General features: G+C 69.7%; 13 protein-coding genes and 1 pseudogene. 6 read left to right on the top strand and 8 right to left on the bottom strand.

Going from position 1 to position 14,171, the window contains the following annotated elements; all coding sequences use genetic code 11:
• Position 1: 1 nt before the first annotated feature.
• Positions 2-862 (bottom strand): helix-turn-helix transcriptional regulator, encoded by an 861-nt coding sequence (locus BLW84_RS20850; protein WP_093267695.1) that lies wholly within the window; start codon positions 860-862, stop codon positions 2-4.
• Between the two features lie 44 nt (positions 863-906).
• Positions 907-1,530: a peptidoglycan recognition protein family protein gene (locus tag BLW84_RS49180; protein WP_245761269.1), complete on the bottom strand. Its 624-nt coding sequence runs from the start codon at positions 1,528-1,530 to the stop codon at positions 907-909.
• A 95-nt stretch (positions 1,531-1,625) separates the two neighbouring features.
• Between BLW84_RS49180 and BLW84_RS49175 the strand changes: the two genes are divergently transcribed.
• Both BLW84_RS49175 and BLW84_RS20840 read left to right on the top strand, forming a co-directional pair.
• A complete protein-coding gene (locus BLW84_RS49175) occupies positions 1,626-2,105 on the top strand; it encodes a hypothetical protein (RefSeq protein ID WP_245761268.1) in 480 nt (159 codons plus the stop codon).
• Positions 2,106-2,197: 92 nt separating this feature from the next.
• Positions 2,198-2,506 carry a DUF6221 family protein gene (locus tag BLW84_RS20840; RefSeq protein ID WP_093267852.1) on the top strand — a complete coding sequence of 103 codons (309 nt, stop codon included), beginning with the start codon at positions 2,198-2,200 and terminating at the stop codon, positions 2,504-2,506.
• Positions 2,507-2,576: 70 nt separating this feature from the next.
• Here BLW84_RS20840 and BLW84_RS20835 read toward each other — a convergent pair whose 3' ends face one another.
• The 5 genes from BLW84_RS20835 to BLW84_RS20810 all read right to left on the bottom strand — a co-directional run bounded on the left by BLW84_RS20835 (position 2,577) and on the right by BLW84_RS20810 (position 11,582).
• Positions 2,577-2,786, bottom strand: coding sequence for a cytochrome P450 (locus tag BLW84_RS20835; protein WP_425441732.1), 210 nt, complete (start codon positions 2,784-2,786; stop codon positions 2,577-2,579).
• 133 nt (positions 2,787-2,919) lie between these two features.
• Positions 2,920-6,474, bottom strand: a complete 3,555-nt coding sequence (locus BLW84_RS20830) for a hypothetical protein (RefSeq protein ID WP_143061041.1) — start codon at positions 6,472-6,474, stop codon at positions 2,920-2,922.
• 662 nt (positions 6,475-7,136) lie between these two features.
• Complete coding sequence (locus BLW84_RS20820; RefSeq protein ID WP_245761267.1) at positions 7,137-9,698, bottom strand: PEP/pyruvate-binding domain-containing protein; 2,562 nt, start codon at positions 9,696-9,698, stop codon at positions 7,137-7,139.
• 11 nt (positions 9,699-9,709) lie between these two features.
• A complete protein-coding gene (locus BLW84_RS20815; RefSeq protein ID WP_177226604.1) occupies positions 9,710-10,438 on the bottom strand; it encodes a TetR/AcrR family transcriptional regulator in 729 nt (242 codons plus the stop codon).
• Between the two features lie 157 nt (positions 10,439-10,595).
• Positions 10,596-11,582, bottom strand: coding sequence for a TIM barrel protein (locus BLW84_RS20810; protein WP_177226603.1), 987 nt, complete (start codon positions 11,580-11,582; stop codon positions 10,596-10,598).
• Positions 11,583-11,646: 64 nt separating this feature from the next.
• Between BLW84_RS20810 and BLW84_RS20805 the strand changes: the two genes are divergently transcribed.
• The 4 genes and pseudogenes from BLW84_RS20805 to BLW84_RS20795 all read left to right on the top strand — a co-directional run bounded on the left by BLW84_RS20805 (position 11,647) and on the right by BLW84_RS20795 (position 13,718).
• Entirely contained in the window at positions 11,647-12,240 is a 594-nt protein-coding gene (locus BLW84_RS20805) for a Tn3 family transposase (RefSeq protein WP_281247426.1), read from the top strand.
• Positions 12,241-12,434: 194 nt separating this feature from the next.
• On the top strand, positions 12,435-12,722 hold the full coding sequence (locus tag BLW84_RS20800) for a hypothetical protein (protein ID WP_093267684.1): 288 nt from the start codon (positions 12,435-12,437) through the stop codon (positions 12,720-12,722).
• Positions 12,723-12,855: 133 nt separating this feature from the next.
• Positions 12,856-13,014 (top strand): annotated as a pseudogene (locus tag BLW84_RS50355) (zinc finger domain-containing protein); the annotation flags it as partial.
• Positions 13,015-13,055: 41 nt separating this feature from the next.
• Positions 13,056-13,718, top strand: coding sequence for a recombinase family protein (locus BLW84_RS20795; protein ID WP_218157395.1), 663 nt, complete (start codon positions 13,056-13,058; stop codon positions 13,716-13,718).
• Positions 13,719-13,855: 137 nt separating this feature from the next.
• Here the strand turns inward: BLW84_RS20795 and BLW84_RS20790 are convergent.
• Positions 13,856-14,171 (bottom strand): transposase (locus BLW84_RS20790; RefSeq protein WP_143061040.1); only part of this gene is annotated, 316 nt, incomplete at its 5' end.

The raw sequence follows: 14,171 nt of genomic DNA, 5'->3' as shown, positions 1-14,171 counted from the left end.
GTCAGCTCATGGTGGGTGTGCCACCACCAGGATGTGCGCGCATCAGCCGCGCCAGCCGCTCGGCGGCATCGGTGCCCGGTTGCGGGTTGTGCAGGATCAGGTGGTGGCCGGGATGCTCCGGCAGCGGCAACGAGGTCGCGTCGAACACCAGCAGCCCGGCGTCGGGATGATCGACGGCCTTGACCGCGCTGGTGTGCTCCGCCGCGTCGTGGCGGGCCCACAAGGCGGCGAACTCGCCGCTGACCTCGGCCAGGTCGGCGGCGATGCGGTCGAACTCCGGATCGTCGGGATAGCGGGCGGCGTCGGCGCGGAAACCGGCGACCACCGCCGGGGCGGTGGCGTCCCAATGCCGGTGCACGGCCCGGTACCGGGCGTTGGTGAAGAACGACACCAGGCAGTTGTGGTCGGTCTCGCCGTAGCCGAACACCACCCGCGCGGCGTCGTTCACCGCGGTGAAGTTCCAATGCCGATCGCGGATGTAGCCCGGCCGCGGCGCCCACGCGTCCAGCAACCCCTGCATCTGCGGAGACACCGGCGCCGACGGCACCGCCGTGCGCTGGGGCGGATTGAGACCGGCGAGCCGGTAGAGGTGGTCACGTTCGGCCTCGTCGAGCAGCAGCGCCCGCACGACCGCGTCCAGGACGTCATCGGAGACCTTGATGTCGCGGCCCTGCTCGAGCCACGTGTACCAGGACACGCCCACCCCGGCCAGCACCGCGACCTCCTCGCGCCGCAATCCGGGCGTGCGCCGCCGCCCAGCGTCGGGGAGGCCGACATCGGCGGGCGTCAGTCGTTCGCGGCGGCTGCGCAGGAACGCACGCAGCTCGGCAAGACGTCGGTCATGGGACGGGGCGGTGCTCACCGGCCCACCTTAGGACGAGCACCGTTCACCGCAGGCGCGCCGGTTCAGCCCAGCAGGTGCTGCCAGGTCCGCTGGTCCAGCACGCCGGTGGCGGCCAGGCCGCTGGCGGACTGGAACTCCCGCACCACCGCGGTCATCCGGTCGCCGAAACGCGCATCCGCCGCCACGTACCGGCCGCAGGAGGTGAGCAGGACCTGCGCCGCCCGCACCGCTTCACCACCGGCACCCGCACCGAGCACCGGCGCCAATCCGGCCCAGGCCGAGCCGCCGAACAAGCCCGGCTCCGGCAGCCGCGTCGCGTAGCAGGACACGCCCGCCGCGCCGCCGGCCGCGACGATCTCGCCTGCCGCGACCTGGGTCTGCGGGCCGAACACGCCGTCCACCGGCACCGAAGCGCCTTGCGCCCGCAGCAGGAGCTGCAACGCCGTCACCGACGGGCCCGCCGCTTCCGGGCGCAGCAGCGGCCACACCGCCGGCTGCACCACGGCCTGGCCCGCGGCCGCGCCGACGGCCTCGCGCAGCTCCGGTAATCGTCCATACAGGACATCGCCGGGGCATTCGGTGGCCATGAAGTCGCGGTGCCCGTAGATCTCGCCGGGCTCGATGCCGTACTGCGACACCATGTAGGTGCACAACAGCACCAGCGAATCCCACAGGTCTTCCGGCACGTCGGTGTCGATGTAGGTGCACGTGCTGATCGCCGGCGGTCAGCACCTCCAGGCTCCGGTGGCGGCCCTCCATCAGCCAGCCGCCGCGGGAGTTGGTGAAGTTCTGCCCGGTGTCCTTCCACCCGTTGGAATCCATGTGGAAGTCCTGGATCTGCCGGGCCAGCGCGAACGCCGCCTCCTGCGAGGTGTCGTCGACGTTGGGCGAGGCGGTGTGGTGCACGACGATCTTGACCGGCTTGCTGTCGAGCACGTCCACCGGCGAACTGGGCTCCCGCGCCTGCCAATCCGCCGTCGACGCGATCTCCGGCGCGGCCGCCCGCCGCGACCCGCCGGCTGCCACCGCAGGCAACCCGCACATGCCGACCGCCGTCGCCGCCAGCCCACCGGCCAGCAACACCCGACGGGCCATCCGAACATCGCGCAATGCCATAGCCACTCCCCAAACCGGACGAACGATCATGATCAGGGCCGAGCCTTGGAGATCCGAACGGTACGCAGCGGTAACTAGAGCGGGGAATTCTTGGCGACAATCCGCCAACAACCGGTCAAAGAATCACCACGCCACCGCCGGATGACAAGATCACCCGCGTCGAACGCGTCACAACCGAACCGCCGCAGCGTCCCTTTCTGTGACCGACGAACACCGCGGACAACGGGAGTGCGCAAGATGGACCGGTTCGTCACGTTCCTGCGCCGCCAGCTCGACATCGACCTCGAGCTGCTGCGCGTGGCCAGGCAAGACGCCGAAACCGGCGCCGCCCACGCCTGCCTGATCACCCCCATCAGGGGATTCCGGGAATGCGAGCTGAAGTCCCGCCTGCTGACCAACCACCACCACTGCGGCACCGGCGGCGGCCCCTGCGACGAACTGGGGGAGAGCTACCCGCCCGAGGACGAACGCGGCTGTCCCACCCGGGCGTTCCTCGGCCTGCCCTATGCCGACCGCCCCGGCTACATCGCCCGCTGGCGCCCCTGAACCCGCCGGTCCAGGGGCGCCGAGAGGCGCGGCCTTTCCGAGCGGGTTCCGGAAGCAAACGGGCAGATACCTACCTGTACCGGCTTTCTCGTCCCGCCTCGGCGATACCGTCATCGTCGGCGAGCGCGAGAGTGGGGAAGCGGCGCAGTAGCGTGGTGAGTGCGACCTCGGTCTGAACGCGTGCCAGCGCGGCGCCGAGGCAGAGGTGTGGCCCGTGGGCGTATCCCAGGTGTGGGTCACCGGCGGGACCGGCCTCTCTGCCGTCATCTCCTCGCAGCACGAACGCGGCCTTGGCGCGGCGCAGTGCCCGCAGGAACTCCACCGCCTCCAGCTCGATCGCTTCGCTGGCTTGCCTGCGGAGCGTGGACGCTCACACGCCGGACCTGTCGATGCTGCCTGGCCCGGCGTGCGCTCTACGCCTCGCGGCCGCCGGGGGCCTGCTGGTTCGCTGCCCGGTTGGCGAAGAGCTTCTCGACGTACCTGTCGAGAAGGATGTCGTATGCCTTCGCGCTTTCCTCGTCCATGGTGGTGTGCCGGACGATCTTGATCCCGCTGCTGGGATTCAGCATGTAGTTCGCCGACAGGAGAATGCGTGCCTGCATGAAGTTCTGCCGGTTCGCCACTCGCATCATCTCGTGGCTGCTCTTTTTTCCCTGCCCCTGGAAATGTTCGGGGTTTCGCTCGACGAGTTCGCGCTGCCGGTCCAGGTCCGGATGGCTCAACCTTTCCGGATGAGCCACATAGTCGTCGAGATATGTGGTCGGCGCATATGCACCCTGCCAGAACCGTTCAAGGGTCCTGTTGTGAAGCTCCATGGCCTGATTCTTCAGGCGCCACTGGCGCCGCTGCTCCGCACGCGCATCAAGTTGGGCACGCACCGCATTCGCCTGTTCTGCGGTGATGTGGGCGCCGGGCGGGATGATGCTGCTATCCGGAACCGGTGACGGCTCCTCGATAGAGCGATTCCATACGTCCCGGACCTCATCGAGGTTTCTGGCGATCTCGTCATTCATCCTCTCCCGCTCCTGACCTGCGGGCAGCTTGCTGTCGCCCTCGCCCGTCGGGTTGTTGTAGCGGATGGGGCCGAGCGTATGGAGATCGTCGAGAAGTTCGTCGTCGTGCGGCAAACCGTGCGGGTGGGCAAGGTAGGCCACGTCGTCAGCCAGATTCCTGGGGACGAGGATCTGGAACAGGCTGCCTTCCGCGGTGTCGGTGAGCTCTTCAGCCGCCCTGTACATCTCGGCCGCACCACTGGTGTCCAGACCGAATTTCGCCAGGAAGTTCTCCATGAACCACACCACGTCGATCCCCCGCTGACCCTTTCCGTCCTGGAAGTAGAAGAAGGTCTCTTCACCCAGGTGATTCAGGCCGCCGTGGAGGGACAAATTAGCGGATATGATGTTCGATTTGGTGGGAACGATATTGTCATCGATCAGCCCGTGTTGACTCATGTCGGCTTCGAAGAACTGCGCCATGTTCGCATACTGCGAATAGTCGTTGTCCTCCGGACCCGGATATCTCAGGAAGTGGAAGTCATCCGGGATTTCCACGCCATAATGACGGGCGTAGACCCGATTGTAGACATCCTGCGCCACCCGGATCCGGGGATCTTGGGCATGGAAGAAGGGATAGTAGTCCGGGCCGTGCTCATCCTCCTTCGCGATCACCGCCTGCTGTATCCGCTTGAAATGCTCGGCTTGCTCCGGGGTGATCTTCCGCCGTACCCACCCGTCGATTTCCTGCTCCTCTGCCGGTTCCGTGGGCTTGAGGAAACGAGTGTGCACATCCGCCGAGTTCCGCCCCTGCTCCTTCAGTTCGGCATTGTGAAAAGGGAGATCGAGATGCGTCTGCGTAGCCGAGTGCTTCGCAGCGGACTGCTGGTGCCCTCCTGTGCCGGCTGGTCTGCCGGTCGCGGCCGGGCTTGCCCCTGGGTCTGGCAGAGCGGCACGGTAGGGAGTGCGTCGCTCTGCGGCGTCTGACAGGCTCAGCGGCAAGCCGCTACCGTCCAGCAGCGCCACCGCGGAAGCGTGACTCATAAGCGCGCGCAGTTCCGGCTGGGAGCTGATGCGACGTTTCACCGGGGTCTTCGCGAAATCGACCTCCCAGATCCCCATCTGGCCGGGGTGATCGGGGTCCCTGCCGTGCACCACCAGGATCACGTGATCATGCTGGTTCTGCCGGGCCAGCCGCACCACCGCTAGCCTTTCCGGCCTCTGCACCAGTGTTTTCGCCACCTTGGCCGGATCGGGCCACGGCTCGGGCACGACCTGCAGGATGTCCATCAGCCCCAGCCAGTCCTTCTTGGCGATCACCCGCTCGCCAGCCGCGTCCTCGGCCTCCGCACTGCGATTGCCCATCCGCCCATACGCCACCGCAAACCCCTCCGCCGCCAGCGGCACGCAATCGTCGGCCAGATCCGCGCCATCGGCCAGCGCAGCCCGCCGCTGGTTCGCGCGCTTCGGTGCCCACTCCAGCAGCCGCTGCGCCGGCGGTGTCTGCATGCCGGCGTCGGAGCTCCAGGACTGGGGGGTGGCGGTGTTGTGGGCGGGTGGGGTGGTGTGAATCGGCCGCCGCAGCGCGGTATCGGCCGACTGCGCCCCGTGTGTGTGGTGTCCCGGGGCCGGGGACAGTGTGGTGGAAATGCCGGCAGAGGTCGTGGCCGTCCACACCGGCAGGGTGCCGCCGCTGGTTGCCGGCAGCAGAGCGATGCGCGCCCTGGGAACGCCACGCCCTGCATCCTCGTCGAGAAACAGGGTCGACAGTGTGTTCACGGTGATCAGCTCCGCGCCGCCGAGGCCCCGCGTGACCTGCCTGCGCGCCATGGCAGGCACCACGTCGAAGTCGGTCAGCAGCAGCACACGCGACGGCATCGGTCCCCAGGCCGCCCCATCGGCCGCGGCCAGGTCCTTGCGCAGGCGCAGGCCGAAGGCCAGCGGCGTCTCCCAGTAGCTGACGTCCTGCCGCTCGTCGTAGACGGCGAACCGGCCGCCGGCGAAGTAGCCGGCCACCACGGCCACGTCTTCGAGGCCGAAAGGCAGCTCGCCCAGTTCCCGGCTGTGCCAGGGCAGGGCCGCCGCGCGCAGCGCCCCAGTGACCGGGTCGGTCTGTGCTGGCGTCCCTGGCTGGTAGGCGTCGTTCGGCGTCCACGCCACGTGCGAGGATCCCAACACCGGCGCGTTCAGGGCGGATGAGCGGGATTGGCGGTCGCGCCGGTCGAAGTAGCACAGGCCGCGGGCGCGCTTACCGCCGACCAGGTACGGGCGCAGTCCGGCCGGGGCAGGGTAGCCGGAAGGGGCGGAGCGTTCGACCAGCCAGCTGGCGGGATTGGACGTGAACCGGGATCGGTAGGCCCATCGCACCCGGTCACCGGCCGGGCCTTGGGGGTAGGCCGATCTGAGCCGCCCGCCGCGGCCGTCCGGAGTGCAGTACAGGCCCACCCTCACCTTGACCCCGGCGGCGCGGCCGGCTGGGTCGAGTGGCTCAGCACCTACCACCATCTCACCGTGCGGAAACCAGACCAGGCGCCCGAGCAGGTCGGCGAGCTGCTGGCGCACCGCACCCCTGCTGCAGGTCAAGATCACCAGCGGGTCCTCCAGCGGCCGCTTCGAGGTACTCAGCTCCGGCAGCGCCCGCAGCCACGAGCCCAGCGCATGATCCGTGACCGGATGCGTCAGGCCGCCCACCGCCAGGCACATCCGTTCCTTTTGAGACGAGTGCGCCATGAGGAGGAACGGGTCGAGCCCTGGCAACCACGGCCATGGCCGCTGCGGAAAGGAAGCCGTCGACACTGGCCCGATGCGGTAGTAGCCGCTGAAATCGGCCACCGCACCGGGAGCCAACATCGCCGCGATGCCAGAGCCCCGGGCCGCAGCGATCCCCGGTGCGTGCTCGGGCAGGGAGGCGTGCACGACGAACCCGCCCATTTCCAAGGGGAGGAGGGTGACATCCTTGCCTGCGAGCTGTGTCAAAACCGGAGAGTCTGTCAGAAGCAACGACGGCCCGCCTCATGCTGCGTGGTGGCGATTCGGTAGGGCTTGATATCCCGGTCGCCATAATTCGCTTATGGTCATTAATGCTGACTTCTACTGGCAGTAGCCAAGTTAGCCTCCTCGAATTTTGGCGCGAACTCACGTATCGGGTTAATCGACTTCTGCAAGATTTCCCTATGGCGCTTCCGTTGTGCACGAAGGTATCTATTGGCGAGCCGGCGGTTGTCCCGGGTGAGTTCGGCGAAGCGCCGTGCTGCAGGCGACACTGCTGCGTCCGGATCCGGGTTGCGGACCGGTGGTGCGGTTGGGCCAGAGCGCTTCGGTGCGGTCCTTCCAAGTCCCGCCTTGGCTGGTCGCGACGGGCAATTCGTGGTGGTGCCAATCGGCGAACAGACACAGTCGTAGAGGTCAGAGGCGTAACCGGAGACGACGACTGTGGTGGGCAGTTGCGCTGGGACTTGGCGAGCGCGCGGTGCGCTACCCGCGTCCGGGTCCGGCCGAAGTTCGAGGCCGGACCCGGACGCGTGCCGGCAGATCAAGGCGCACGCCCCGCACTGCCGCGTGATCCTCACCGTGAACGAGATGAAACGCCTCGGCCGTGCCTCGGCCGAGCTGACCCCCGACTTGGCTTTCCGTTCGGGTTACTCCTCAACCCCCGAATCGGCGGTCAGGACCTCGACGGTTCCCGCGGCGCCGTCCACCCGCACCCGATCACCGCTGCGCAGCCGCGTCGTGGCGTTGCCACAGCCCACCACGGCCGGAATCCCCAGCTCCCGGGCCACGATCGCGGCATGCGACAGCGGCGCACCCACGTCCGTCACCACCGCCGCGGCCCGCGGGAACAACGGTGTCCACCCCACGTTCGTCACCGTCGTCACCAGGACCTCGCCCGGCCGCAACGAATCGCCCTCGTCGACCGAGGTCAGCACCCGCGCCGTGCCCTCGACGACACCGGCCGCGCCGGCGAAACCGCGCACCGAGTGCGACACCGGCGCCAACGTCACCGACTCGTCGAACACGTCCATCCGCCGATCCGGCAGGGTCGACCACCGCACCGGGTCGAAATGCCCCCGGACCAACGTCGGGTACGGCCCCAGCGCCGCATACGCCCGGTAGGTCTGCCGCCGGTCCGCAACTGCCCCCAACGGCTCCCGCGAACCGCCCAGCACCGCCAGAACCTCCTCGATCCGCAAGAAGAAAAGGTCCTCGCCGCACCCGGTCAGCTCGCCGGCGCGCAACACGAAGGCCCGCAGCACCCAGAACGCCCGGATCAACTCCGAACGCGCCGCCTCCCGGCCCCGGGCGGCCCGCGCGGCCCCGGCGATCCGGCGCCGCAACCCCCGCTCCTTGCCCGGGTGCCGCGACCGCAGCCGCGCCCACGCCGCATCCCGCGCGCGTTGCTGCCGCGCCAGCAACTCCGCCGGATCCGCCGCCGACCGCAACCCCGCCAGTTGCCGGTCGATCCACTCCGGATCCTCGGCGGGCCGGGGCGCGGACACCTCGAACTCGTCCGGGCACCGGTGCCCCCACGACCGCGCGAACGTCTCCCGGCCGATCTCCCCGCGCGCCAGCTCGCCCAGCCCCATCACCGGCCCCAGGCTCGCCAGCGCGTCCCCGCCGGCGCTGAGCCCGGTCAGCAACGCGTTCGCGTCCGCCTCGCCGACCAGCTTCAGCAGCCGCGGCCGAATCCGCACCAGACCCGCGCCGTCCAACCGAGCCCCGGCCGCCAGCATCCGGCTGGAATCCCGCAGCAACGGCTCCACATCCGAACGCCACAACGCCCGCAACTCCCCGGCGTCACCGACTGCGGCGATCCGCTCGTGCAACCGCGCGCACCGATCCGGCGAGGCCGCCAGCAGTTCCGGCAGCCGCCGCTGGTACGCCGCGACGCGACGCAGGAACGGCAACCCGCTCGCCAGCGCCGACCGCACCACCCGCCACCGCGACATCGGCAGCGCAGGAACCGCCACATCCGCGGGGATGCGCCCGAACGCCTGCTCGCTGGCGGCGCGCACCAGCGAACCCAGCCCCAGCGCGTTGCCCACCGCGAACGTCAAGCTCAGGTTCAGGTAGAAGCGGCCGCCGATGTTGCCCGACAGCCGGTGCGGCCCGACCCGCGACAGCGCCATCGTCTCCGACATGAAGATCTCCACCAGCGACCACGTGCACGGCGTCATCACGCTCGGGATCGCCTCACCGAGATTCGCGCACGTCCACAGGTAATCCCCGCCGAGGCTGTCGTTCCACGTCTCCACCGGCCGGTCCCGCAGCCCCGTGATCGGCCGCGCCTGCACCACCCAGAACCGGCCGTCCCGCGCGGCCCACTCCACGTCCATCGGGCACCTGTACAGCTCTTCGATCCGCACCCCCAGCGCCGCGAGCTCACCGGCCTCGGCGGGGGAGAGGACCGGGACGCCCCGACGACCCTCCGGCACCGGTTCTTCCCTGGTGCCCTCGGCGGTGCGCACCGTCATCACCGCCTTGTCGCCGACGACCTGCTCGCGCACCTGGCCGTCGCGCGCCACCACGTAGGTGTCCGGCGTGACCTGGCCGCCCACGATCGCCTCGCCCAGTCCCCACGCCGCGTTCACCAGGACGTCCTCGCCGGCCCCGGTCACCGGGTCCCGGGTGAACAACACCCCGGCGGCCTCCGCGGGCACCAGCTCCTGCACCACGACCGCCAGCGCCACCTCGTCGGCGGCCACCCCGTTGCGCAGCCGGTAGTCGATCGCCCGTGCGGTCCACAACGACGCCCAGCAGCGCCGCACGGCATCCAGCACCGCGGTCTCGCCGCGGATGTTGAGGTACGTGTCCTGCTGACCCGCGAACGACATCTCCGGCAGGTCTTCGGCGGTCGCCGACGACCGCACCGCCACCGGAACGTCCTCGCCCATCCCGGCATACGCCGCCCGGATCGCCTCCGCGATCTCCTCGGGCACCGGCGATTCGGCGAACCACTGCTGGATCTTCCCGGACGCCGCCTGCGCGGTCTCCGGCCGGTCCGGATCGACCTCCGCCACCGCAGCCAGGATCCGCTCCTGCAAACCCGCGGTGGCGGCGAAATCCCGGTACGCCACCGTCGTCACGTCGAACCCCGGCGGCACCGGCAACCCCGCGCCCGCCAGCCGCGCCAGCGACGCACCCTTACCACCGACCAGCGCCAAGTCCGCGTCGGCGGCATCCAACGGCACCACTACAGACACCGGCACACCCCTCATTCCCCAGCGCCCAACAGGGCCCGGTACTTCGCTTCCGCATTGCTTAATGACTCGTCCAGGTACGACACCGTGGTCGCCGCGAGATCCCGGGCATCCTCCGAAGTGGACTCCCGCCCGGTCGCCAGCGCCTGGCACACCGTCTCGGCCAGCAACTGCGCACGCGTCTCGTCGGAGACCGCGAACTCAGCCGGAACCAGCGGCGGCGCCAGGAAGAACCCGAGGAACACCGAGCTGACCAGCTGCACCGTCTCGGCCAGCCCCAGGTCGGTGCGGATCAGGCCCCGCGCGTGCAGCACCTCCAGGTACCGCACGAAATCGCTGCGCATCGCCTCCCCGGCCTGGGCGGCCTTCTCGGTGCGGGCCAGCTTGCCGATCACGTCCATGTCGCGCGTCAGTACGGCCATGAGCAGGGGATGCCGCTGGTAGACCAGCGCCGTGTGCAGCAGCAGTTCGTGCAGCGACGGCTGCTGCGGCGACTCGACCACCCTCCGCCGGACCTCGGCCAGCAGCCCGACCCGTTCCCGCCGCAGCAGGACCAGGAACAGCCGTTCCCGGTTCTTCCAGTGCAGGTGGATCGTCCCCTTCGAGACCCCGGCCAGCCGGGCGACGTCGTCCAAAGTGGTCTTGTCGTAACCCCAGCGCAGGATCAGCTCGGCAGCGGCGTCCAGAATCCGCTGCCCGCGCTGCCGGCGTTCGAGGGAACGATCCCGAGCACCTTCCGCCACCCCAGCCTCCACGATGTTCGATACATGTTTGACCGGATTTACTCATCTGGTCATAGACGCATAAGCTACGCCTGCCGCACGGGGGTGACAAGCGGGAGGGGGTGGCTATTTACGCGCTCTTGATGCCCGGTCGGGCGGCAGCGTCGAGTCGGCCGGCTCAGCCGGCGCGAGCAGCAGGGCGCACCAGCAGTGCCCAGCCCTGGTCGCGGATCTCGGCCAGGCGATCGGGCTGCGCGGCGAGCCACGCCTGGTCGAAGTACGGCAACTCCAGCTCGGCGCGGTGGAAGTCCAGGACCGGCCGGGCATCCTCCGGCAGCAGGCGCGGCCAGTCGAGGATTCCCCGCTCCAGCGGGCACATCCGGCGCGCCAGACCGCGCGAGGTCCGGCACAGCCAGGCGTCATCGAGGTGGATCGCGCGGACGTGCGGCACGACGCGGCGGGCGGCGGCCACCGGATCTTCCAGCCGGACCACCACGTTCACCGGGTCGAAGGCGACGCCCAGCACGTCCGGGCCGACGGACTCCACGAGCCGGACGATCTCGAAGGTCGTGATCTCCTCATGCGTCTTGATCAGCAACCTGCTGCCCGCATCGCGCAACGCGGGCGCCAGCCGCACCAGCAGATCACCAGTGGCGCGCAGCTGCTCCGGCCACGGGATCGCGGCGTCGAAGCGGTCCGCCTCCACACCCACGATCGCGGTCAGCTCGTGCACGCCGAGCACGGCGGCCGACGCCAGCGTCCGGCCGAATCCGCACAGCAGATCGCCCGGCCCCGCCGCGAGCAGCTCGGCGGCCCGGTCGACGCCGAGCTCGTCCAGCAGGTCCCGCGCCCGGTCCAGCGCGGTCCGCTGCGGAACTCCCTTCAGCAGCAGCGGTTCGGCGATCTGCCTGCCGATCGTCTGCAGCGGGTTAAGCGCACCCATCGGATCCTCGAACACCATGCCGACCCGGCCGCCCCGCACCCGGGTCAACTCGGCCTCGCCGCCGGACAGCAGTTCGGTGCCGCCCAGGCGGATCGAGCCGGAAAACGCGACGTCGGGATCCAGCTGGAGCACCGACCGGGCCATCACGGACTTGCCGGACCCGGACTCGCCGACCAGCGCGACCCGGTCACCGGCGGCCAGGGCGAGGTCGAAGGAATCCACCAGGTCACCGGCCCCGCGGGCCCGTCGACCTGGACCGTCAGCCCGCGGATGTCCAGCAGCGGGGGTGCGACCATCGCGGACCTCATCTCTTCCTCAACGCGGGATTGCGATCGAGTCGCAGTTCCGGCACCTGATGAAGGTCGCCGTCTCCGTACGGGAGGGCGCGATCTCCTCCACGCTGCTGCTGCGCCGGCTGCGGGCGGGCTCCAACAAGAACGCCACCTACACCGCCTTCCGCGAGGTCGGCCGCGTCATCCGCACCATCCAGCTGCTGCGCTACCTGACGGACGCGCCGCTGCGCCGGCGGGTGACCGCGGCGACGAACAAGGTCGAGTCGTTCAACCGGTTCTCGGCGTGGGTCGGCTTCGGTAACGGCGGCGTGATCGCCGACAACGACCCCGTCGAGCAGGAGAAGACCGCGAAATTCAACGCGCTGCTGTCCAACGCGGTGATCTTCCACAACGCGCTCGACATCGCCGAGATCGTGCGCCAGCTGCAGGCCGAAGGGATGGAGATCGATCCGGAGGACCTGGCGCAGGTCTCTCCGTACCTGACCGAGCACATCCGCCGCTTCGGCGAATACTCCACCCACGAACTGGCAGTGACTGCCGCGGGCGCGGCCGCGTTGAGAGGGCATGACGCACCTGACACCGGATGACGACCCGTCCTCGCTGAGCCTGAACAGCCTGATGCGCTCTGCCATGGAGGCCGGTCCCGACGCCCCGCCGCACGCCACCCTCGCCCGCCAGCCGGACGGCCGCTGGCACCTGTTCGTCCACCGCCACGGGGCGATCGAGCCGCCCGCCGAAGTGCCCGCGCGCTCGCCCGCCTCGGCTACGCGGTGGCCGGCGAGTGGCAGAGCACCACGGCCAGGCCCGCGACGTACCTGTCTTCCGGGTGGAGGTGCGCGCGCACGTCCCGGGCGAGGGCCGGAGCGAGTGGCAGCTGGTCCGCGACACCGACGGCGACGAAGTCACCGTCACCCTCATCGCGTCCGCCGACGGTCAGCGGGTGAGTGTCCAGGGCGGCGCCGGCGAGACGTTCCACGGCGAGCGGGCCCGGCAGCGGGCGGTGGAGGAGCTCGTCCCGGCGTATCAAGCCCGCGGCTACCGGCTTGCCGCCGTACGCGCCACCCGCTGAGCACCCGGCCCCGTTTCATAGGTGTTCGCCTGTGAAACACCCCAACCCACGGCGCACGACCTGCGGCGATCATGTTTCATGAGGTGTTGCAAACAGCGGGACAGATGAAACACCCTCATGAAACGATCCGGGGGTGAGCCCGGACCCCCACACCCTCGTTGAGGCGCACACCTGCCCGATGTCGTCCTGCGCCGCCCCGGCCGGCTCGCCGTGCCGGACCGGCAAGGGCAAGGTCGCCGTGCAGTACCACACCGCCCGCTTCCGCCTGGTGCCTCAGCTCGCCAAGACGCTCAACGTGCCCACCCCGCCCGTAGCAAGCCCGGCACGGCCTGGGTGGAGCTGCCGCGGCCGCCGGCCGCCGGCGCCGAGCCGACTGGGCACGTCCGCCTCGGCTACGCCCGCGCCTCCACCGTCCGGCAGTCCCTCGACGCTCAGCTCGACTCCCTCGCCGACGCCGGGGTGACCCGGGTCCTCTCGGAGAAGATCTCCACCCGGGTCACGAAGCGGCCCGAGCTGGACAGGGCCGTCACGCTCGCGCGGGAACTGCGCGCCTCCGGCGTCGCGGTCACCCTCGTCGTCCACGAGCACAAGCGTCTCGGCCGCGGCATCGACCTCGCCACGCTCGCCGAAGAACTCAAAGCGTCCGAGGTCGGGCTGGAGTTCCTCACCGGAGAGCTCCAGGGCAAGCACGATCCCTCCGGGGTCGTGTTCACCGTGCTGTCCGGCATGGAACGCGAGTACATCCGCGACCACACCCTCGAAGGCCACGAGTCCGCCCTCAAACGCGGCAAGACCATCGGCGGCGCCACCGTCGCCGACCCGGACATGCTCGCCATGGCCCTGCACTACCGGGATCAAGGTCTGAGCCTGCGCGACATGGCCGCGAAGCTCGTCATCACCAGCGGCAAGAAGAAGGGCCAGCACCCGTCACCGGCTACCGTCATGCGGATGCTGCGCGAACACGACGAGCAGGCCACCGCGACCGCAGAGGCGTGATCCACCGCTACCTTGCGGCTGGTGTCTGAGCCAGGACTCCGAGGCCGTGTTCGCTCTCCTGTCACTGCCGGGAGATGATGAGCCAGGGCCGCCGGGGCGGCCCCGACGGAGGGACGGGGGGTGTCCCTATGTGGTTGTCAAGCCGCAGCGGGCGCGGCGTCTGGATGGGGGTGCCGGTAGTAGGTCTTGTTGCGGAGCATGGCGAACAGGACGTCGCAGCGGCGCCGGGCCAGGCAGATCAGCGCGGCGTTGTGTTTCTTCCCTTCATCGCGTTTCCGCTGGTAGTAGGTCCTGCTGGTGGGATCGGACAAGGCCGCGAACGCAGCCAGGAAGAACGCTCGTTTGAGTTTGCGGTTGCCGGTTCTGGCCGGGTGTTCGCCCTTGATGGAGGAGCCCGAACTGCGGGTGACTGGGGCGATTCCGGCGTAGGCGGCGAGGTGGGCGGAGGACTTG

The sequence above is a fragment of the Saccharopolyspora shandongensis genome (assembly GCF_900106995.1).
GTDB classification, from domain to species: domain Bacteria; phylum Actinomycetota; class Actinomycetes; order Mycobacteriales; family Pseudonocardiaceae; genus Saccharopolyspora; species Saccharopolyspora shandongensis.
Note: the sequence above shows the minus strand (reverse complement) of the source record. Positions and strands in the feature narration are given on the sequence as shown.